Origin of the sequence: Streptomyces sp. NPDC060028 (assembly GCF_042736725.1) — a bacterium.
Classification (GTDB): domain Bacteria; phylum Actinomycetota; class Actinomycetes; order Streptomycetales; family Streptomycetaceae; genus Streptomyces.
Window position 1 is genome coordinate 1 of sequence record NZ_JBHWVJ010000096.1, and the last position, 19,368, is coordinate 19,368.

Genomic DNA, 19,368 nt, shown 5'->3' on the forward strand with positions numbered 1-19,368 from the left:
GCCCCCGAACCCCGTCAACGCCACCGAGCACACGAGTCCCGAACGTCACCCCGCCCGCGGTCGGCCGGCCGCTCCCGCCGCCACGAAGCGGACCACCGTCCCCGGGCGCGCCTGGGCCGCCGCGTCCAGGGCGGGGCCCCGCGGGACCACGCCGATCACCGGGTAGCCGCCGGTCACGGGATGGTCGGCCAGGAACACCACCGGGCGGCCGTCCGGCGGGACCTGGACCGCGCCCAGGACCATGCCCTCGCTCGGGAGTTCCCCGGTCCGGGCCCGGGTCAGCGGCGGACCTTCCGTGCGCAGGCCGATCCGGTTCGAGGCCGCCGAGACCCGGTAGTGCGCCCGCCACAGCCCCGCGGTCGAAGCCGGGGTGAACCAGTGCGCCCTGGGCCCCGGCCGGAGCGGGAGCACCAGTTCCGTCGGGGGGCCCGGTGCGGCCGGGGCGTCGACCCCGTCGACCGGGTCCGGGCCCGGGGCGCCCACCGGGAGCAGCGCCCCCGCCGACAGTGCGGCGGGGCCCAGGCCCGACAGCAGGTCGGTGGAGCGACTGCCAAGGACCGGCTCTGCGGCGAACCCTCCCCGCACGGCGACATAGCTGCGCAGGCCCGACTCCGCCCGGCCGATGTCCACCTCCGCCCCTGCCCGGAGCCGGACCGGGGCTCCCCAGGCCACCGGGTGACCGCAGGCTCGTACAGCACAGGGCGCGCCCGTGACCGCGATGACCACCGGGGCCAGGGCGCGCAGACGCACGCCGTCCAGGGTCGTCTCCAGCGTGGCGGCCTGCGGCGGGTTGCCCACCAGGCGGTTGGCCAGCCGGTGCGCTCCCGTGTCCAGGGCCCCCGACCGGGGCACGCCCAGGTGCGCGTACCCGGGCCGGCCCAGGTCCTGGACCGTGGTCAGCGCGCCGGGCCGCAGCACCTCGAGGCCGTTCACGGGCCGGTTCACGAGCCCTCCTGCGTGAAGCGCACCCGTACCCCGGGCGCGAACAGCGCGGCCGGCTCCCGCCGCGGGTCCCAGAGCACCGCCCGTGTGGATCCGATCAGCTGCCAGCCGCCGGGGGAGGAGCGCGGGTAGACGCCCGCGTACTCGCCGGCCAGGGCCAGCGAGCCGGCCGGTACCGCCGTACGGGGCGTGGCCCGGCGGGGCAGGTGGAGGTGTCGGGGGAGCCCGGTCAGGTAGCCGAACCCGGGCGCGAAGCCGCAGAACGCCACCCGGAAGCCGGTACCGCCGACGATCCCCGGCACCTCGCCCTCGGCCACCCCCCACAGCCGGGCCACCTCCGCCAGGTCCGGGCCGTCGTACCGCACCGGGACCGTGATCAGCGGCCCCTCGGCCGCGGCGAGCGGCGCGACCTCCCAGCGGGCGATGCGGGACGCGAGCGCGCGCGGATCCGCGATCCCGTCCAGCAGCACGGTCCGCGCGGCGGGCACGATGTCTCCTACGCCGCCCAGCTCGCCCGCGTCGCGCCGGCGCAGCAGCTCCGCGTGCAGCGCGGCGACCTCGGCGGCCGAGTCCACCTCGAGGAGCAGCGCCTCGGCGCCGACCGGCAGCGCCCGGACGCTCACGCGAAGGCCTCCACCCGGATCCCGGCCGCGTCCAGCGCCTGCCGGACGCGCCGTGCGAGCCCGGCCGCGCCGGGGGTGTCCCCGTGCAGGCACAGCGAGCGCGCGGCCACCGCGATGCGGGAGCCGTCGGCGGCCGTCACCGCGCCCTCGGCGGCCATGCGTACGGCGCGTTCGACGACGGCGTCCGGGTCGGCCACCACCGCTCCGGTCTCCCCGCGGGGCACCAGGGTTCCGGCCGGCGTGTAGGCGCGGTCCGCGAAGGCCTCCGGGACGGGGGTCAGCCCGGCCTCCTCGGCGGCGTTGAGCAGCAGAGATCCGGGCAGGCCGAGCACGGGCAGCGCCTCGGCCGGGGCGGCCAGCCGCACTCCGGCGACGACCGCGGCCGCCTGGTCGGCGTCGTACACGGTGCGGTTGTACAGCGCGCCGTGCGGTTTGACGTACGACACCCGGGAGCCGGCCGCCCGCGCGAAGACCTCCAGCGCGCCGATCTGGTAGGCCACCTCGTCGGCGAGCTCGCCCGCCGGGACGTCCATGGAGCGCCGGCCGAAGCCGGCGAGGTCGCGGTACGAGACCTGCGCGCCGATCCGTACCCCGCGGCTGGCGGCCAGCTCGCAGACGCGGCGCATGATGGACGGGTCCCCCGCGTGGAAGCCGCAGGCCACGTTGGCACTCGTGACGACGGACAGCAGGGCCTCGTCGTCGGTCAGCGTCCAGCGCCCGAATCCCTCGCCGAGGTCGGCGTTGAGGTCGATCGGAGGCGTGCCCCGAGGTGTGATCAGAGGTGTGATCATGGAAGCCATGCGGTGAGCGTAGAACAGCGCCCGCGCCGGGTCCCCTTGGTGTTGCGGGGCGCCGGGGACCGATCCGGCCGAACCATGCCGTTTGGGATGTTGTCAGTGTCAGCGCCTAGTCTTTGTCCGTGACTCTCCCCGCCCCGGCCAAGACCCTCCCGTCCCCGGCGCCGGGCCCGGCCGCCGACGAGGGCCTGGCTCGGCGGCTGCGCGCGCTCGCCTGCACCGCTCCGCTGCACGACCTCGACGTACGCAAGGCCAATCTGGCCGGCGAGTACGGGGTCTACGCGATGGCGGAGGTGGCCCTCGCCGCGATCGACCTGGTCACCCTCAACATGGACTTCGACACCGGAGCCGACCACGAGCAGATAGTGGCCAGGCTGCTGCCGCGCGTCGCCGCGCAGGCGCCGGGCCGCCCGGCGGCGGAGCACGAGCGGGTGGCCCGCTGGGTGCTGGAGAACCTGATCAACGTGGGCAGCGTGGACCGCGGCTTCCGCGCGATCTACGGCACGTTCGGGCCCGACGGGGTGTATGTCCGCCGCGACTACGACTTCAAGCTGATCGAAGAGGTGCCGGGGTACGGCGGCGCGGTGTACCTGCGCACCACGGACGAGGCCGTGAACGTACTCGTCGGCGCCCTCGACACGGACGTCACCAGTGCGCAGATCGCGGCCGAGGTGAAGCTGGAGGTCCTGATCAGCCGGGGCCGGCTGGCGGACGCCCAGCTCGCGGCGGAACAAGCCCGCTACCGGACGGTGCAGTACGCCGAGACCCTGCGCCGCACGCTGGACGCGACGCGGCGCAATGTCCGCGCGGTGGACTGGCTGGTGGCCGTCCCGGACATGATCGCCGAGGCGCTCGACCACGTCGCGGACCGCTACCGCCACGAGAACGCGATCCTCACCAACATCCGCAAGGCGCGCGACGAGGCGGAGGAGCCGGACAACAGGCGGCGCGCCGCCGAGCTCGTGGACATCGTCAAGGACTGCATCCGCCGGCACACCCAGCTCCAGTCGCGCCTGCTGGACGCCGGCCCGCTGTTCCGTGCCGAGCAGGACCGCCAGGCCTTCGCCGCGCCCGCGCCGCGCTTGGGCATCGACCTGTACGGCCAGTTGGTCGCCCCCGTGCTGCCGCTGGCGGTGGAGCGCGCCTCCCGTGTGACGGACGCCTTCTTCGCCGCCGGCGCGGGTCTGCGCACCCCGGTCTCGGTGCGGGTCGGCGACCTCGTCGAGATACTGCTGACCCCGCCGGTGGAGCGGGAGCACCTCGGCGCGGAGATGCCGGAGCCGGACCTCATCGCGACCCCGGACGACAGCCGCTTCAGCGAGGAGCAGCTCGCCGCCGCGATGGAGCTCCTCGACCTCCCGCACGACGCCCCGCGCCGGCTGTCCGGGCTCCTTGCGCAGGCCCGTCGCGCCGATCCGGACCTGCCGTACCTGGTGGCCCTGCTGGCCGTCCACGCGGCGAGCCCGGCGGTGGGCACGGCGTACCGCCAGGGCGAGGAGCGGCTGCTGTTCGCCGTGGACGACGGTGCCGAGCTCGACGACCCGGAATTCGGCGGTGCGGACCTGATCGTCGGCACCGCGCTCCTGGACGCGGCCGCGATGACCGCGGACCGCACGGAGGCGGCATGACCCCGGCGGCGCCCCGGGCGGCCACCCGCACCCCCGCGACGCCCGGCCGACGACGGGTCCCCCGACCCGCGCCCCCGACAAGCCACCGCGCCGCGCCGGCCGCTGCCCCGGCGATGTGCCGAGCCGTCGCGCGGGCTGCGGGTCGCACCGCCGTGCCCGCCCGGTGCGAGCCCGGTTCCCTGGCGGGACGCAAGACCGCCGGGGCGGTCCGCGGCCGCAGGGTTGGCGGGGCCGGGTCGCGTACTGGCATGGCTGCCGCATCGGCCGCTGCCCTGGCGGGCCGCCGAGCCGTCGCGCGGGATGCGGGTCGCACCGCCGTCCCCGCCTGGTGCGGGACCGGTGCGGGCCGCCGAGTGCCGGTCCGCGGCCGCAGGGTCGGCGCGGCCGGCGCCCCGGCGGGGTGCCGGGGCGTCGTGCCGGGCGGGGGCCGCGCGCTCGGGCGGCCGCCGGGCCGCCACCGCCGGCCGGACCCCGGGGCACCCGCGGACGCGACCCCGCGCCGCACTGACGAAGACCACCGCACCGCCGAGGAGACGTACCCGTGAGCGAGCACCACGCCGAGCACCCCGCGTGGAGTGGGGCCGACGCGCCGTCGGCCCCCGCCGCGCCCGCCCCCGGAGGGACCGTCACGCCCGCCGACGCGGCCGACGCCGCCCGGCTCGTCGCCTTCGGGCTGCAGCCCAAGCTGCTGCCCGCCCGCGACGCCGAGTACGCCGAGCTGCTGCGCCGCTACCGCGAGGACCCCGCCTTCGGGCGGCTCGCCGACGCCGTCGCCACCGGCCTCGGGCTGGTCGTCCTGGAGGTGTCGCCCCGCGCCGGCATGGCCGTCGCCGCCGGTGAGGACTCCGTCTTCGCCGTCCGCATGGGCGACTACGCCCGCCGCACCACCGCCGACTCCGCGGACCGCTTCCTGCACGGCCTCGCCCACCTCGCCGTCGCCGCCCTCGCCTTCCCCCGCCCCGAGGACCTCGCCGACGACGGCTACATCGGCCGCATCACCGTCAACGGCGTCGACGCCTTCGTCCGGCAGACCTGCCGCCGCCTGGAGGAGCGCGCCGAGGAGCTCGGCGAGAACACCGACCCCGCCTCCGACGCCCCCGGCCTGGAGGCCGCCTGGCGCGTCTACGCCCGCCGCAGCGCGACCGGCGCCACCAAGGACGCCCGCCGCCTGGCCGGCTCCACCACCGGCATCGTCGGCAAGGCCGCCGCCTTCCTCACCGAATCCGGCTTCCTCCAGCGCACCGGCGACGACGCCGGCGGCACGTACCGCACCACCCCCCGCTACCAGCTCCAGGTCCGCGACATGGCGGGCAGCGCGGCCATGGCCGAGCTCCTGGAACTCGGCGTGGTCCCCGTCAGCGACGGCTGCGCCACGCTCCTGCCGCCGCCCGAGGGCGACGACCTGGAGCTCGCCGCCGACGCGGGCCTGCCGTTCCACGCCTGAGTCACCCGTCCCCGTACGACCTACGAAAGACCACGAGAGTCCGCCGCCATGTACGAGCTGTCCCGGATCCGTCTCTACTCCATCGGGCCCGCCGGCGCACGCTACGCCGACACCGTGCTCGACCTGCGCGGAGTCGGCGAGCCGGTGCCCCACCCGGCGCCCACGCAGGCGGAGTTCTTCGAGGACGAGCCGACCGGCCCGCCGCGCCGCCCCGCGCCCGCGGGCGTGCTCTTCCTGGAGAACGGCGGCGGCAAGTCCGTCCTGCTCAAGCTGATCTTCTCGGTGATGCTCCCCGGCCACCGCAACACCCTCGGCGGCGCGAGCTCCGGCGTGCTGCGCAAGTTCCTGCTCGCCGACGACTGCGGCCACGTGGCCCTGGAGTGGCAGCACACCCAGACCGGCGAGTGCGTGGTCGTCGGCAAGGTCAGCGAGTGGCGGGGCCGCCAGGTCTCCAACGACCCGCGCAAGTTCGCCGAGGCCTGGTACTCCTTCCGCCCCGGCCCGGGCCTGAGCCTCGACAACCTGCCCGTCGCCGAGGCCACCGCCGTGCGGCCGTCCGTCGAAGGCGCCTCCGGAGCCCAGGGCCGCCGCCGCACCATGAAGGGCTTCCGCGACGCCCTCACCGAGGCCGGCAAGGCGTACCCGCACCTCGAGGTGTACTTCGAGGAGATCCACGACCGCTGGAACGAGCACCTCACCGAGCTCGGGCTCGACCCGGAACTCTTCCGCTACCAGCGCGAGATGAACGCCGACGAGGGCGAGGCCGCCGGCCTCTTCGCGGTCAAGAAGGACTCCGACTTCACCGACCTGCTGCTGCGCGCCGTCACCGACACCCGTGACACCGACGGCCTCGCCGACCTCGTCCACGGCTTCGGCAACAAGCTCGGCCGCCGCGCCGAGCTGATGGCCGAACGCGAATTCACCGCCGGCTCGGTGGACCTGCTGACCCGCATCGTCGAGGCCGCCGCGACCCGCTCCCGGCTGCGTGACGTCCACGCCGGCGCGGAACGCCGTACGCGCACCCTCGCCCGGCGGCTGTCCGCCCGCGCGGGCGAGGAGCGCGGCCGCGCCGCCGACCTCGCCCAGCGGGTCACGGGCGCCGCCCACGAGGTCACCGCCGCCGAGTCCGCGCGGGCCCGCAGCGCCGCCGTCTCCGCCGAACTCGCCTACCGGCACGCCTCGCTGGCGCTGACCGTCGCCGACAAGGCCGCCGCCGCCCAGCGCCGCGAGCTCCTCGAAGCCCGCACCCTGCACGCCGCCTGGCAGGCCGCCGAGAACGTGCTGCGCCACCGTGCCGCCGCCGACCGCTCCGCCCGCGTCGCCGCCGCCATCCTGGAGGCCGAGCGGGACGCCGCCCCGGCGCTCGCCGCGCGCGCCACCGCCGCCGCCGAGCTCGTGCGGGCCCTGCACACCGCCGCCGGGCACGGCGAACGCGTCGCCAACGAGGAGGAAGAGCGTTCCGCCGGACTGCAGGCCGCCGGCGAAGCCGCCCACCGCGACGCCACCGCCGCCGCCACGGCCGCCCAGCGCGCCCGCAGCGAGGCCGAGCACCTGCGCTCGCGCCTGGCCGAGGTCGAGCAGGAGACCGCCGAGGCCGTACGGGCCGGCTGGCTCGACGACACCGCCCCCGACGCCGACCCGGCCCGCGCAGCCCTGGCCGCCAGCGACGCCGAGAAGACCGCCGTGGCCGCCTGGGACGAGTCCCGCGAGGCCGCGCGCACCACCTCTGACGCCGCCCGCGAGGCCGCCGCCGCGGAATCCCGCGCCGAACTCACCGCCGCCCGCGCCGCGGACGCCGCCGACGCGGCCGAGGCCGCCCACGACGCCGAGTACCGGGCGGCCGCCTCCCTCGCCGAATCCCCGCGCCTGGCCGCCCTCCTGGGCCTCCCGTCGGGCCCGGACGAGCCGTTCCCGCACCAGCGCGCGGGCCAGGCGGCCGTCTCCGGCGCCGCGGGCCCGGGCGCCGCACCGGGCGCAGCCCAGGACGCCCCGGCCGCCGGCGTCCTGACCCCCGAGGACCTCGACCGCGGCGCCGACGACCTGCGCACCCTGCTCGCCGACGGAGTCGCGGCGGCCGAGCGCCAACTGTTCGAGCTGCGCACCGCCGCCGCCGACGACGCCCGCATCCTCGGCGCCCTCGGCGACGGCGGCCTGCTGCCGCCCGGCCCCGACGTCCTCGCCACCGTCGAGTACCTCGGCGAACACGGCATCCCCGCCCTGCCCGGCTGGCGCTACCTCGCCCAGTCCGTGGCCCCCGCCGACCACGCCGCCGTCCTCGCCGCCCGCCCCGAACTCGTCGACGGCGTCGTCATCACCGACCCCGACACGCACGCCCGGGCCCGCGAGGTGCTCTCCGGCGCGGCGCTGCTGCCCCGCTCCACCGTCGCCGTGGGCACCGCTGCCGCGCTGCTGGCGCCGACGCCGCCCGAGGACGGCGATTCGGCGGCGTCCAGTATTTTCATCGTTCCGCCGAACCCGGCCATGCACGACGAGGGCGCCGCCGACGAGGAGCGCCAGGCCCTGCGCACCCGCGCGAGCGCCCGCGACACCCGGATCCGGGACCTGGCCGCCCGGCTCTCCGGCGACCGCGAGCTCGCCGCCCGCCTGACCTCCTGGCGCACCGGGTGCCCGCCCGGCCGCCTCGCCGAGCTCGCGGAGCAGGCGCAGGCCGCCCGTGCGTTCGCCGAGGAGGCCGACGCCGAGCTCGCGGAGACCCGTACCGTACGCGCCGAGGCGGACGAGGCGGCCGCCGACGCCGCCCGGGTCCGCGAGGAGCGCCAGGACGCCGCCCAGCGTGCCCGCCGCGTCGCCGACGCCCTCGCCGGCCTCGCCTTCCGCCTGCGCGAGCGGGCCGACTGGCAGGCCAAGCTCCGCGAACTCGCCGACGACGCCGCCGAGTCCGAGGCCCGCGCCGAGGTGTGCCTCGACCGGGCCCGCGCCGCCGACGAGGACCGCCGCGCCGCGCAGCGCGCCGCGGACGACGCCCGCCGCACCGCCCGCGCCCTGCGGGCCGAGCGCGCCGAGATCGCGGGCGCCCCCGAGCCGCTCCCCGAGGCCGACGGGGCCCCGAAGGCCCCACTGCCGGACCTGCGCGAGGCCTACCGCGCCGCCTCCCAGCTCTACGAGAAGGTCGGCGTCGGCGCCGACCTGCGGGCCGAGCAGGCCCGCGCGGAGAGCGACGAGAGCGCCGCCCTCGCCGAACTCGACCGCCTCACCAACAAGGTCCGCACCCGCGCCGCCCAGCTCCTCGAAGGCACCGACGGCTCCGACGGCCCCTCCCGCCAGGCGGCGGCCGCCCGCGCCGAGTCCCTCGTACAGATGCTGGAGACCCGCGCCTCCACCGCGAGCGAGCAGCTCGGCCGGCTGCGCGGCGAGGCCGAACGCCACGCCCCCGCCGAAGGCGAGGCGCACACGGAGCTCCCCGACGAGCTGATCCCCGAACACGTCGAACACGCGCAGGCCCTGCTGCGTACGGCCACGGCCCAGCTCGCCGCGCACACCGCGGCCGTGGAGGGCGCCCGCGCGGCCCACGCCGACCTGCTGCGCGCCCACCGCGCGGCCGAGGACGGCGCCGGCGGCTTCGACGAGACCGCGGCCCTGCTGCGGGACCTGCTGCGCGACCACGCCCACGCCGACGAGGAGCAGGAGCCGGCGGCGCACCAGGGCACCCTGGAGGAGGCCCGTCAGTCGGCCACCGAGGCCCGCCGCTCGCTGCGCGCCTGCGCGGCCGACCTCTCCGCCGCCGAGGCCGGGGTCCGCGAGGCCGGCGACATCCTGGTCCGGCACGCCAACGCCAACCGCTACGAGCAGGTACGCACCCCCGCGCGCCAGCAGATCCGCGAACTGCCCGCCTCCGCCCTGCCCGAGCACGCGGCGGCCTGGGCGGCGGCCTTCGCCCCCCGGCTGCGCGTCCTCACCGACGAACTGGCGCAGCTGGAGCGCAACCGGGACAGCATCGTCGACCGGCTGCGCGGACTGGTGGAGTCCGCCCTGGCCACCCTGCGCTCCGCCCAGCGGCTCTCCCAGCTCCCCGAGGGCCTGGGGGAGTGGTCGGGCCAGGAGTTCCTGCGCATCCGCTTCGAGGAGCCCGACCAGGCGACCCTCACGGAGCGCCTGGGCGAGGTCATCGACGAGGCGACCCGCGCCGCGGTGAAGAAGAACAGCACCGCTTCCTTCGGCGAAGGCCGTCGCGACGGCATGTCCCTGCTGCTGCGCGGTGTCCAGGGGGCGCTGGAGCCCAAGGGCATCGCGGTGGAGATCCTGAAGCCGGACGCGGTGCTGCGCGCCGAGCGCGTGCCGGTGGGGCAGATGGGTGACGTCTTCTCCGGCGGCCAGCTGCTGACCGCCGCCATCGCGCTGTACTGCACCATGGCGGCGCTGCGCAGCAACGACCGCGGCCGCGACAAGCACCGCCACGCGGGGACGCTGTTCCTCGACAACCCGATCGGGCGCGCGAACGCCACGTACCTGCTGGAGCTCCAGCGGGCCGTCTCGGACGCGCTGGGCGTCCAACTGCTCTACACGACGGGCCTCTTCGACACCACGGCCCTCGCCGAATTCCCGCTGGTCATCCGGCTGCGCAACGACGCCGACCTGCGGGCGGGGCTGAAGTACATCAGCGTCGAGGAGCACCTGCGCCCGGGCCTGCCCCAGCAGTCCCCGGACGAGGAGACGATCCACGGCGAGATCACGGCGACGCGCATGTTCCGCAGGAGCTGACCGGGCCTCCCCGGCCCGCTAGCGCCGGTGGGGGGCAGCGAAGCCGCCGTCGGGCCGGGGTATTCGGCCCGACGCGGCGCGCCCGGGCCGCCGCCCGGCCCGCCCGGCCTCCCGGCGGGCCCGGCGCTGTTCGCGCCTGCGGCCCCGCGCCGTGCTGCTCGGCTCCGACACGACCCCGTACCGCTGGTTCCACATCTGCCGGGTGATCAGTACGTCCAGCACCCCCCAGGTGGCCACGACGGTGCCGGCCACCGCACCGATGACCATCGGGAACGCCAGCCAGGATCCGGTGAGGGTGAGGAAGAAGGTGATGGTGGCCTCGGTCAGCGTCACGGCGACTATCAGCACCGCCCGCACCGCGGACGTCCGCACCGGGTCCGGCATCCGCCGGCTGCGGGCCGCCTCCTCCACCCACAGGCCGCCCCCCGGCGCACCGAATTCCGCGCGACCGCGACCGTCCTCGTACGTCCCGTTGCCCATGGTGCGCTCCCTCCCCTCCGCGCGGGGGCTCATGCCCACCCCTACACGTCTACCCCGACACGCCCACCCGAACAGGTAGACGTTCGGCGGCGTCGGGAGATTCCCGTATCGCGGACATTCGTGCCGCTCCCCATCATCGCGGAACGAACAATTCCAGCCATCCATCCGGTGGTGGGAACCGACACCCCACCAGGTGTCATCTGCCACATACCGGACGGCACTTGCCCGGAAGTGTCGGACAACTCGTGATCTTTGCCCTGGGGTCCGGCCGAAAACGTCCGGACACGCCTTCGAAGCACGTCCGTGGCAGTAGTAGGCTCACGCCGTTTAAATGACGGAACACCGACCCCCGACAACGGGGTTGAGCTGGGGGAGGCTGGGGAGGCCATGCGCTTTCGCGGGAAGTCCATCCGCCGGAAGATCGTGGCGTTGCTCCTTGTGCCGCTCGTCTCCCTGACCGCCCTGTGGGGCTTCGCAACATTCATCACCGGCCGCGAGGCCGTCCAGCTCCTCGACGTCGCCTACGTCATCGACAAGGTCGGCTACCCCATCGAGGACGTCGTCCGCGTGGTCCAGAAGGAGCGCCGCCAGACCCTCGTGGTCCTCGGCGACCCCACCGCCGCGACCGCGACCTCCGAACTCGCCAGGCGACGCGCCGCCACCGACGAACTCGTGGGGAAGATGACCGCGGACGCCAAGGACCCCAAGGTCCAAGGCGAACTCACCTCGGACGCGGCCCGGCGGCTCAACTCCATCCTCGACGCCGTCCACGGCATCGGCGCGCTCCGCGCCTCCGTCGACAAGACCGCCATCGACCCCGGCCAGGCACTGGAGCTCTACAGCCGGCTCGTCGACCCCTGCTACGAGTTCCTGCTGAACCTCCACGCCCTCGAGGACGTGGAGATGGACAAGCAGGGCCGCGCCCTCGTCGGCGTCACCCGGGCCCGCGAGACGCTCTCGCGCGAGGACGCCGTCATCGCCGCGGCCCTCGCCGCCCGCAGCGTGAGCGCCACCGACATCCGGCAGGTGTCCGACTCCGCCGCCAACCGCCGGCTGCTCTACGAGTTCAACCTCGCGATCCTCCCGGCCTCCGACCGGGAGCAGTTCGAGCAGTACTGGACCAGCCCCGAGACCAAAGGCCTGCGCGACGCGGAGGAACGCTTCATCACCGGCGGCGCGTCGAAGAACCCGCGCATCACCGCCGCCCAGTGGGACGAGGCCGCGAACAAGGTCCTCGACGACCTCGCCACCATGGGTACCGCGGCGGGCGACCGCTACCAGGAGCGCGTCGAGCCCGTCGCCATGAACGTCCTGGTGCAGGCCGCCGTCGCGGGCGTCCTCGGCTTCATCGCCCTCATCGTCTCCCTCGTCCTGTCCGTGCGCATCGGCCGCGACCTGGTCCGCGACCTGTCCCGGCTGCGCAAGGAGGCCCACGAGGTCTCCGGCGTCCGGCTGCCCGGCGTGATGCGTCGGCTCGCCGCCGGCGAGCACGTGGACGTGGAGACCGAGGCCCCGCGCCTGGAGTACGAAAAGGACGAGGTCGGCCAGGTCGGCCTGGCCCTCAACTCCCTCCAGCGCGCGGCCATCGAGGCCGCCGTCAAGCAGGCGGAGCTGCGGCGCGGCGTCTCCGAGGTCTTCGTCAACCTGGCGCGCCGCAACCAGGTGCTGCTGCACCGCCAGCTGACCCTGCTCGACACCATGGAGCGGCGCACCGAGGACACCGAGGAGCTGGCCGACCTCTTCCGCCTCGACCACATGACCACCCGCATGCGTCGCCACGCCGAAGGCCTGGTGATCCTCTCCGGCGCCGCGCCCTCCCGCCAGTGGCGCAAGCCCGTCCAACTGATGGACGTCGTACGGGCCGCCGTCGCAGAGGTCGAGGACTACGAGCGCATCGAGGTACGGCGCCTGCCGCGCCTGGGCATCGCCGGCCCGGCCGTCGCCGACGTCACCCACCTCGTCGCCGAACTCCTCGAGAACGCCACCGTGTTCTCGCCCCCGCACACGGCGGTCCAGGTGCACGGCGAGCGCGTGGCCAACGGCTTCACCCTGGAGATCCACGACCGCGGGCTGGGCATGAACCCGGACGCGCTCCTCGACGCGAACCTCCGGCTTGCCGAGACCCCCGAGTTCGAGCTCTCCGACACCGATCGCCTCGGCCTCTTCGTGGTCAGCCGCCTCGCGCAGCGCCACGGCGTCAAGGTCGTCCTCCAGCACAGCCCGTACGGGGGCACCACCGCGGTGGTCTTCCTCCCGGTGGCCCTGCTGACGGAGGCTCCCGAGACCAACGGCTCCGGCCTCAGCCTGAACGGGGGCCACGGCGGCAAGGGCGCCAAGGCCGGCAGGGGCGCCCGGGCGGGCACCGCGGCCATGGCCGCCGGGAGTTCCGCGCGCCCCGCCCCGGCCGCCGTGGAGGCGGTGCCCCTGGGCCGCCAGCTCCCGGCCGGTACCGAGCTGCGCGGCCCCGTCGAGCTGGAGGCGCCGCTCGGCGTGCTCGGGCTCGACGGCCCGGAGGGGCTGCACGGCCTCGAAGACCCGGCCGCGCTGAACGACGACGCCCCCGCCGGTATCACGGGCCTCCCCGGAGCCGGATCCGGAGCCACCGGCCGGCCCGCCATGGCCACCCTCGACGACGAGACCCCGCCGGGCGGCATCCCGCGCAGCGCGCTGCTGGGCCTGCGCCCGGCGGACCGCCCGCAGGTCGCCGAGCGGCACCCCGAGCGCGGCGGAGCCTGGAAGAGCGACCGCAGCGGCTTCCGCGACCGCGACGGCGGCCGGGACCGCGAGCGGGAGCCCCTGGCTCCCACCGGCCCGGTCCGCCTGGAGACGCCCCGCCCGGACGGCGGCCGCCCCGACGGCTCCGGCGGCAAGGCCGCCGCCGTCCCGCTCCCGCGCCGCCGCCCGACCCCGACCCTGGTCGCCGAGCACGGCCGCCGCGTGGATCCCCGCCCGGTCTCCGCGGTTCCGCAGCCGCAGCCCGCGCCGGCTCCGGCCGCGGGCGGTCTGCCCCGCCGGGTCCGCCAGGCCAACCTCGCGCCCCAGCTGAGGAACGCAGCGGCCTCCGCCGCCGAAGCCGCCGCCCAACCGGTGGCCGAGCGCGACGCGGAGGACGTACGTTCGCGCATGTCCGCACTCCAGCGCGGCTGGACGGCGGGCCGCAACCAGCAGGCACAGCAGCAGTCCCGGACCGAGGCCGGCACCTCCGCCGCCACCGGACCCGGATACGAGAACGAAGGGGACGGTCGATGACCGCACCGCAGACCGGAAACGACAGCAGGAGCCGCGGCTCCGGCCCGCTCAACTGGCTTCTCGACGAGCTCGTCGACAAGGTCGGCAGCATCCGCAAGGCGGTGGTCCTCTCCGGTGACGGCCTGCCCACCGGCACGTCCCGGGATCTGACCCGGGAGGACAGCGAGCACCTGGCGGCCGTGGCCTCCGGTTTCCACAGCCTGGCCAAGGGCGTCGGCCGTCACTTCGAGTCCGGCCAGGTCCGCCAGACCGTGGTGGAGCTGGACGAGGCCTTCCTCTTCGTCATGGCGGCCGGCGACGGCAGCTGCCTGGCCGTGCTCTCCGACGCAGACTCGGACGTCGGTCAGGTCGCGTACGAGATGACCCTCATGGTCAAGCGCGTCGGTGACCACCTGGCGACCGCCCCGCGCACCGGGCTGCCAGCCGGAGGGTGAGTCGGACGGCATGAGCGATCCAGGCCAGGACCATCCCGACAACAGCCCCGACGGGAGTCACGCCAGCTGGTTCGACGACGAGGCGGGCCCCGTCGTGCGTCCGTACGCGATGACCCGCGGCCGGACCAGCCACGCCGGCCAGCACCGGCTCGACCTGATCGCGCTCGTGGTCGCCGAACCGGCGGCCGACGACCCGGTCTGGGACATGACCCTGTCCCCGGAACACGCCCATATCCTGGGGCTGTGCCGGGAACGGCCGCAGTCGGTCGCGGAGCTCGCGGCCGAACTCGACCTGGCTCTCGGGGTCGTGAGGGTCCTGATCGGTGACCTGGTCGCCGACGAACTGGTCCATGTGACCCGGCCGGTACCGCCGGCCGAACTGCCCGATGAATCCATTCTGCGTGAGGTGATCGATGGCCTTCGGGCGCTCTAGCCGCACCGGCGCGATGCATGCCGTCTCGCCGGTCGAGCCGCTGACCCTGAAGATCCTGGTCGCGGGCGGTTTCGGGGTGGGCAAGACCACCCTGGTCAGTGCGGTGAGCGAGATCAGACCGCTGAGAACCGAGGAACGGCTCTCGGAGCCGGGTATCGGTGTCGACGACACCGGGGGAGTGGAGGGCAAGAGCACCACGACCGTGGCCATGGACTTCGGCCGCATCACGCTGCGCGAGGACCTGGTGCTGTACCTGTTCGGCACGCCCGGACAGGACCGGTTCTGGTTCCTGTGGGACGAGCTGGCCCAGGGCTCGCTGGGCGCGGTGGTCCTCGCCGACACCCGCCGTCTCGCCGACTGCTTCGCCGCCGTCGACTACTTCGAGCGGCGGGAGATCCCCTTTGTCGTCGCGGTCAACTGCTTCGACGGCGCCGACCGCCACCCCGTGGTGACCGTACGGGAGGCCCTCGACCTCGACCCCGAGGTGCCGGTGCTGCTGTGCGACGCGCGGGACCGGGAGTCCGTGAAGGACGTACTGGTGGGGGTCGTGGAGCACGCGATGTCGCTGGCGCGGGCCCGGCGCCAGAGCCTGACGGCAGGGGCCTGATGCAGGGCCCCCGACACGGAGGCGGCCCGTACCCCCGCCGACTGGGGTACGGGCCGCAGCTCTCATGGGGGGATTCGGCGTCCCGGTCGCGGCGCGGGACCGTGGAGCGAGTGTGAACCTGCCACCGGGGGCCGTCAAGCGTTCGGACAACACCCGTCGGCAGCCCCTGCTCAGCGCACCGCAACGACCGCCGACCCGTGCCCGAACAACCCCTGGTTCGCAGTGATTGCGGCCCGCGCCCCCGGCACCTGCCGCGCACCCGCGGTGCCCCGCAACTGCCAGGTCAGCTCGCACACCTGGGCGATGGCCTGCGCCGGCACCGCCTCCCCGAACGACGCCAGCCCGCCGCTGGTGTTGACGGGAATCCGGCCGCCGAGGGCCGTCGCGCCCTCCCGGACGAGTTTTGCCCCCTCACCCTCCCCGCACAGCCCGATGTCCTCGTACCACTCCAACTCCAGGGCGGTGGACAGGTCGTACACCTCGGCCAGCGAGAGGTCGTCCGGCCCGAGCCCGGCCTCCTCGTACGCGGCGCGGGCGATGGCGGCCCGGAAGGAGCCGGGCACCGGCCGCGCGCCGGTCACCGAGTCCGTCGCGATGTCCGGGAGGTCCAGGACGGTACGGGGATACGTCGGCGTCACCGTCGAGACGGCCCGGATCCGCACCGGATCGGCGTGCCCGCGCGAGCGCGCGAAGTCCATGGAGGACAGCACGAGCGCCGCGCCCCCGTCGGAGGTGGCACAGATGTCGAGCAGCCGCAGCGGGTCCGCGACGACCGCCGAGGCCGCGACCTCCTCGGCCGTCACCGTCTTGCGGTAGCGCGCCAGGGGGTTGAGCGCCCCGGCCGCCGCGTTCTTCACCTTGACCTGCGCGAAGTCCTCACCGGTGTCCCCGTACAGGGCCATCCGGCGGCGGGCGTACAGCGCGAAGTACGCCGGGTTGGTGGCCCCCAGCACCCGGAAGCGCAGCCAGTCCGGGTCGTCGGGCCGGTCCCCGCCCGCCGGGGCGAAGAACCCCTTGGGCGCCGAATCCGCGCCGACCACGAGGACCACGTCGGCCAGTCCCGCCAGGATCTGCGCCCGCGCCGCCCCGATGGCCTGGGCCCCGGAGGCGCAGGCCGCGTACACGCTGGTCACCCGGGCTCCCTGCCAGCCGAGGGCCCGCGCGAAGGTCGCGCCGGCCACGTAGCCCGGGTACCCGCCGCGGACGGTGTCGGCCCCGACGACGGACTGCACGTCGGTCCAGTCCAGCCCCGCGTCGGCGAGGGCGGTACGGGCGGCGGCCCGCCCGTACTCGACGAAACTGCGGCCCCACTTGCCCCAGGGGTGCATACCGGCTCCGAGAACCGCGACGTCGGCGCTCACGACTGCCCTCCCACCGGCTTGAACTGCCAGGTCAGACAAGCGGTGCCGGTCTCGGCGTCCTCGCTCAGCACACCGCCCACCACCTCGACCTCCATCCCGACCGCCAGATCGGCGAGGGTCACCCCCGGCGCGCCCTGACCGAGTACGACCATCCCCTCCGCCTCCAGCTCCACCGCGATGAGGGTGTACGGCTCCCAGGGCGCGCCCGGGTCGGACACGTACGGGGCGGGCGGCCGGTAGCGGCCGTCGGTGTAGGACCAGACCCGGCCGCGCGGGGACAGCGGCACCTCGGCGAGCTCCCCGCCGCCGGGGCAGTGCGGATTGCGGCAGTACGCGTCCTCGCGCGGGAAGAACACCGCGGTGCAGGCGGAGCAGCGGGTGCCGAGCAGCCGGAAGCCGCCCGCCGCCCCCGCGTCGGTGAACCACCCGCTCACGACGGGTGTGCGTGTGCGTTCCAAGTCCCCTCCCGGGCAGCGCTATCTGACGAGTCGTCAGAAGTCTGCCACGACAGGCGCCGCCGGTCACCGGTTCTCGGCGAGCCACTTCCGCGCGATCTCGGCCAGCTCCGCGTCCCGCCCGGTCAGCATCATCCGGATCATCTGCGCGTCCCCGCGCAGGGACCAGCCCGGATTCCCGAAGGTGGCCGGGTTGTTCCCCTCGATGAGGAAGTGCGCCGGCCAGGCCGTCCCGTACCCGATGAGGGGGAGCGCGGCCAGATGGCGCTTGCGGCCGCGCGCCAGCCCGTAGGCCGTGACGGCGAGACCGGTGAGCGTGCCCGTCAGGTGCACCCAGCGGGTGGCGGCGCGCGAGTGCATGGCGACGTAGTAGGGCCAGAATTCCTCGTACGAACTGAAAGTCATGCGGGCACGCTACTCAGCGGTGCGCGGAGCCGACAGACACGGGAAAGTCGAAATACGTGTCCGGGAACGCCTCCGGCTTGTACGTGAAATGCCACCACTCCTCGGGAAGGTTGACGAATCCCTGCCCGCCGAGTGCCTGTTTCAGCACCTGCCGATCGGCCCGGGCGGCCGCGCCGACCAGGGGGCTGTCCGTATGCGCGAGGGGATCGAAGAAATCGAAGGGAGTCCCCATGTCGAGGGGGCGCCGGGTCGCCAGGTCCACGAGGGTCACATCGACGGTGGACCCACGGCTGTGCCCGGACTTCTCGGCGATGTACCCGTCCGGGATCAGCCGGTCCTTCGCCACCCGCGGATGGAACTCCGCCTTGGTGCGCGGATCCTCCGGCTCCCTGGCCCACCGTACGAAGCGGTCCACCGCGCGCCGGGGCCGGTAGCAGTCGTACACCAGGAGCGAGTACCCGCGCCGGGCCACCTCCCGCTGCGCCCGCCGCAGGGCCTCGGCGGCCGGCCGGGCGAGCAGGCAGACGGGCTCGTCGTACCCGTCCACCACCCCGCCGGTGAAATTCTGGGCAGTGGCGTACCTGATGTCCTGCCCGATACTCGGGTCGACCTTCGCAAGGGCCACGAAACCGGGCGCGGGCGCCGCCGCGACCAGGGCCGCCAGTACCGCCGCAGGAGCCACAACCACCGTCATGCGCATGTCCCTTGGCATACCATCGCGGAATGCCGGCAACGCTGAAGGACTCGCACTGCTCCACCTGTGGAGCAGTGTTCGACAGGTCCGACTGGCCCCGTAGGTGCGCCGCGTGCGGCGCCGTCACCTACCGCAACCCCCTCCCGGTGGCGGTCGCCCTGCTCCCGGTGGAGGACGAGCGCGGCACCGGCCTCGTCGCCATCACCCGCACCATCGAACCGGCCCTCGGCGGCGTCGCCCTGCCGGGCGGCTTCATGGACTTCGGCGAGGACTGGCGCGACGCGGTCGTGCGCGAACTGCGCGAGGAGACCGGCATCCACACCCCGGCCTCCGAGGTCACCCTGGCCGACGCCCTCAGCTCCCCGGCCGGCCACCTGCTCCTGTTCGGCCTCCTGCCGCTGCGCCCGGCCGCCTCGCTCCCGCCGTCCGTCCCCACGGACGAGACGGCGGGCTGGCACATCCTGCGCGGCCCGCAGGAGCTGGCCTTCCCGCTCCACACCCGGGCCGCCGCGGCCTGGTTCGGCGGCCGGTACGCGTAGCCCGCCACCTCACAGCGGCAGTTCCATCACGAAGCTCATCATGGTGACCACGCCCACCACACCTCCGGCGATCACCGCGCCCTGCCGCCACACGGCCCGCGCCGCAACCGCACGCTCCCGCAGGGCCGACCCCGCGACCAGCGGGAGCACCGCGGCGGCCGCCGTCAGCGCCCAGACCTCCAGGAAGCCGACCGAGGACACCACGGACTGGGAACGCAGCCACCACACGGCCACCCCCGCCACCCCCGCCGACAGCGGGGCCAGCGACGCCGCCACGCCGACCACCCGCGGCCACGCCGTGACGCGCGCGGTCCAACGACCCAGCAGCGCCAGGGGTTTCACCAGCAGCATGCCGTGCAGGAAACCCACCGCCACGGCCGCGACCGAGCCGATGCCGATCAATGCGAGCGATCTCTCCGACGGCTGCTGCGTCACGACCAGGACGGCCCACGCGGTCAGCATCTGGTAGGCACCCACGGCTTCCGAGCCGGGAGTCATGTCCCATCGTCGTGACATCCGCCGGCTCGCCGAATACGGCCTCGCCGGGCTCGCTAAGAC

At 75.1% G+C, this 19,368-nt stretch carries 18 protein-coding genes; 9 read left to right on the plus strand and 9 right to left on the minus strand.

Annotated features, from left to right (window positions below):
• Nucleotides 1-45: 45 nt before the first annotated feature.
• Genes ACFWBF_RS32055 through ACFWBF_RS32065 form a run of 3 tightly spaced genes read right to left on the minus strand, consistent with a single transcriptional unit; the run spans nucleotide 46 to nucleotide 2,356 of the window.
• Nucleotides 46-945, minus strand: coding sequence for a biotin-dependent carboxyltransferase family protein (locus ACFWBF_RS32055; protein ID WP_385608069.1), 900 nt, complete (start codon nucleotides 943-945; stop codon nucleotides 46-48).
• Entirely contained in the window at nucleotides 942-1,565 is a 624-nt protein-coding gene (locus tag ACFWBF_RS32060; protein WP_385608071.1) for an allophanate hydrolase subunit 1, read from the minus strand. Before ACFWBF_RS32060 ends, ACFWBF_RS32055 begins: the two co-directional genes overlap by 4 nt.
• Complete coding sequence (locus tag ACFWBF_RS32065) at nucleotides 1,562-2,356, minus strand: LamB/YcsF family protein (RefSeq protein ID WP_385608108.1); 795 nt, start codon at nucleotides 2,354-2,356, stop codon at nucleotides 1,562-1,564. The genes ACFWBF_RS32060 and ACFWBF_RS32065 overlap by 4 nt, the downstream gene beginning before the upstream one ends.
• 128 nt (nucleotides 2,357-2,484) lie before the next feature.
• Here ACFWBF_RS32065 and ACFWBF_RS32070 point away from each other — a divergent pair, with 128 nt between their 5' ends.
• The 4 genes from ACFWBF_RS32070 (at nucleotide 2,485) to ACFWBF_RS32085 (ending at nucleotide 10,153) form a co-directional block, all read left to right on the plus strand.
• On the plus strand, nucleotides 2,485-3,990 hold the full coding sequence (locus ACFWBF_RS32070) for a hypothetical protein (RefSeq protein WP_385608073.1): 1,506 nt from the start codon (nucleotides 2,485-2,487) through the stop codon (nucleotides 3,988-3,990).
• Between the two features lie 248 nt (nucleotides 3,991-4,238).
• Nucleotides 4,239-4,535, plus strand: a complete 297-nt coding sequence (locus tag ACFWBF_RS32075; protein ID WP_385608075.1) for a hypothetical protein — start codon at nucleotides 4,239-4,241, stop codon at nucleotides 4,533-4,535.
• Nucleotides 4,532-5,434 (plus strand): hypothetical protein, encoded by a 903-nt coding sequence (locus ACFWBF_RS32080; protein WP_385608077.1) that lies wholly within the window; start codon nucleotides 4,532-4,534, stop codon nucleotides 5,432-5,434. Before ACFWBF_RS32075 ends, ACFWBF_RS32080 begins: the two co-directional genes overlap by 4 nt.
• 48 nt (nucleotides 5,435-5,482) lie before the next feature.
• Nucleotides 5,483-10,153 carry a hypothetical protein gene (locus ACFWBF_RS32085; RefSeq protein ID WP_385608079.1) on the plus strand — a complete coding sequence of 1,557 codons (4,671 nt, stop codon included), beginning with the start codon at nucleotides 5,483-5,485 and terminating at the stop codon, nucleotides 10,151-10,153.
• 18 nt (nucleotides 10,154-10,171) lie between these two features.
• Here the strand turns inward: ACFWBF_RS32085 and ACFWBF_RS32090 are convergent, their stop codons facing one another.
• Nucleotides 10,172-10,666, minus strand: a complete 495-nt coding sequence (locus tag ACFWBF_RS32090) for a hypothetical protein (protein WP_385608081.1) — start codon at nucleotides 10,664-10,666, stop codon at nucleotides 10,172-10,174.
• 390 nt (nucleotides 10,667-11,056) lie between these two features.
• On the opposite strand from ACFWBF_RS32090, the gene ACFWBF_RS32095 reads away from it, so the two are divergent.
• Genes ACFWBF_RS32095 through ACFWBF_RS32110 form a run of 4 tightly spaced genes read left to right on the plus strand, consistent with a single transcriptional unit; the run spans nucleotide 11,057 to nucleotide 15,356 of the window.
• On the plus strand, nucleotides 11,057-13,882 hold the full coding sequence (locus ACFWBF_RS32095; RefSeq protein ID WP_385608109.1) for a nitrate- and nitrite sensing domain-containing protein: 2,826 nt from the start codon (nucleotides 11,057-11,059) through the stop codon (nucleotides 13,880-13,882).
• Complete coding sequence (locus tag ACFWBF_RS32100) at nucleotides 13,879-14,316, plus strand: roadblock/LC7 domain-containing protein (RefSeq protein WP_365927572.1); 438 nt, start codon at nucleotides 13,879-13,881, stop codon at nucleotides 14,314-14,316. Before ACFWBF_RS32095 ends, ACFWBF_RS32100 begins: the two co-directional genes overlap by 4 nt.
• A gap of 10 nt (nucleotides 14,317-14,326) precedes the next feature.
• The gene (locus ACFWBF_RS32105) at nucleotides 14,327-14,749 is read left to right on the plus strand and encodes a DUF742 domain-containing protein (protein ID WP_385608083.1); all 423 of its coding nucleotides are present in this window, start codon (nucleotides 14,327-14,329) and stop codon (nucleotides 14,747-14,749) included.
• Complete coding sequence (locus tag ACFWBF_RS32110; protein WP_385608085.1) at nucleotides 14,730-15,356, plus strand: ATP/GTP-binding protein; 627 nt, start codon at nucleotides 14,730-14,732, stop codon at nucleotides 15,354-15,356. The genes ACFWBF_RS32105 and ACFWBF_RS32110 overlap by 20 nt, the downstream gene beginning before the upstream one ends.
• A gap of 170 nt (nucleotides 15,357-15,526) precedes the next feature.
• Here ACFWBF_RS32110 and ACFWBF_RS32115 read toward each other — a convergent pair whose 3' ends face one another.
• The 4 genes from ACFWBF_RS32115 to ACFWBF_RS32130 form a co-directional block, all read right to left on the minus strand.
• Nucleotides 15,527-16,717 (minus strand): lipid-transfer protein, encoded by a 1,191-nt coding sequence (locus tag ACFWBF_RS32115; protein WP_385608087.1) that lies wholly within the window; start codon nucleotides 16,715-16,717, stop codon nucleotides 15,527-15,529.
• A complete protein-coding gene (locus tag ACFWBF_RS32120; protein ID WP_385608088.1) occupies nucleotides 16,714-17,175 on the minus strand; it encodes a Zn-ribbon domain-containing OB-fold protein in 462 nt (153 codons plus the stop codon). The genes ACFWBF_RS32115 and ACFWBF_RS32120 overlap by 4 nt, the downstream gene beginning before the upstream one ends.
• Before the next feature lie 63 nt (nucleotides 17,176-17,238).
• Nucleotides 17,239-17,577: an Mpo1-like protein gene (locus ACFWBF_RS32125; RefSeq protein ID WP_385608089.1), complete on the minus strand. Its 339-nt coding sequence runs from the start codon at nucleotides 17,575-17,577 to the stop codon at nucleotides 17,239-17,241.
• A gap of 13 nt (nucleotides 17,578-17,590) precedes the next feature.
• Complete coding sequence (locus ACFWBF_RS32130; RefSeq protein ID WP_385608091.1) at nucleotides 17,591-18,271, minus strand: M15 family metallopeptidase; 681 nt, start codon at nucleotides 18,269-18,271, stop codon at nucleotides 17,591-17,593.
• A gap of 29 nt (nucleotides 18,272-18,300) precedes the next feature.
• Here ACFWBF_RS32130 and ACFWBF_RS32135 point away from each other — a divergent pair, with 29 nt between their 5' ends.
• The gene (locus ACFWBF_RS32135) at nucleotides 18,301-18,810 is read left to right on the plus strand and encodes an NUDIX domain-containing protein (RefSeq protein ID WP_385608093.1); all 510 of its coding nucleotides are present in this window, start codon (nucleotides 18,301-18,303) and stop codon (nucleotides 18,808-18,810) included.
• Between the two features lie 9 nt (nucleotides 18,811-18,819).
• On the opposite strand, the gene ACFWBF_RS32140 is transcribed toward ACFWBF_RS32135, so the two are convergent.
• The gene (locus ACFWBF_RS32140; RefSeq protein ID WP_385608095.1) at nucleotides 18,820-19,308 is read right to left on the minus strand and encodes a hypothetical protein; all 489 of its coding nucleotides are present in this window, start codon (nucleotides 19,306-19,308) and stop codon (nucleotides 18,820-18,822) included.
• Nucleotides 19,309-19,368 lie beyond the last annotated feature (60 nt).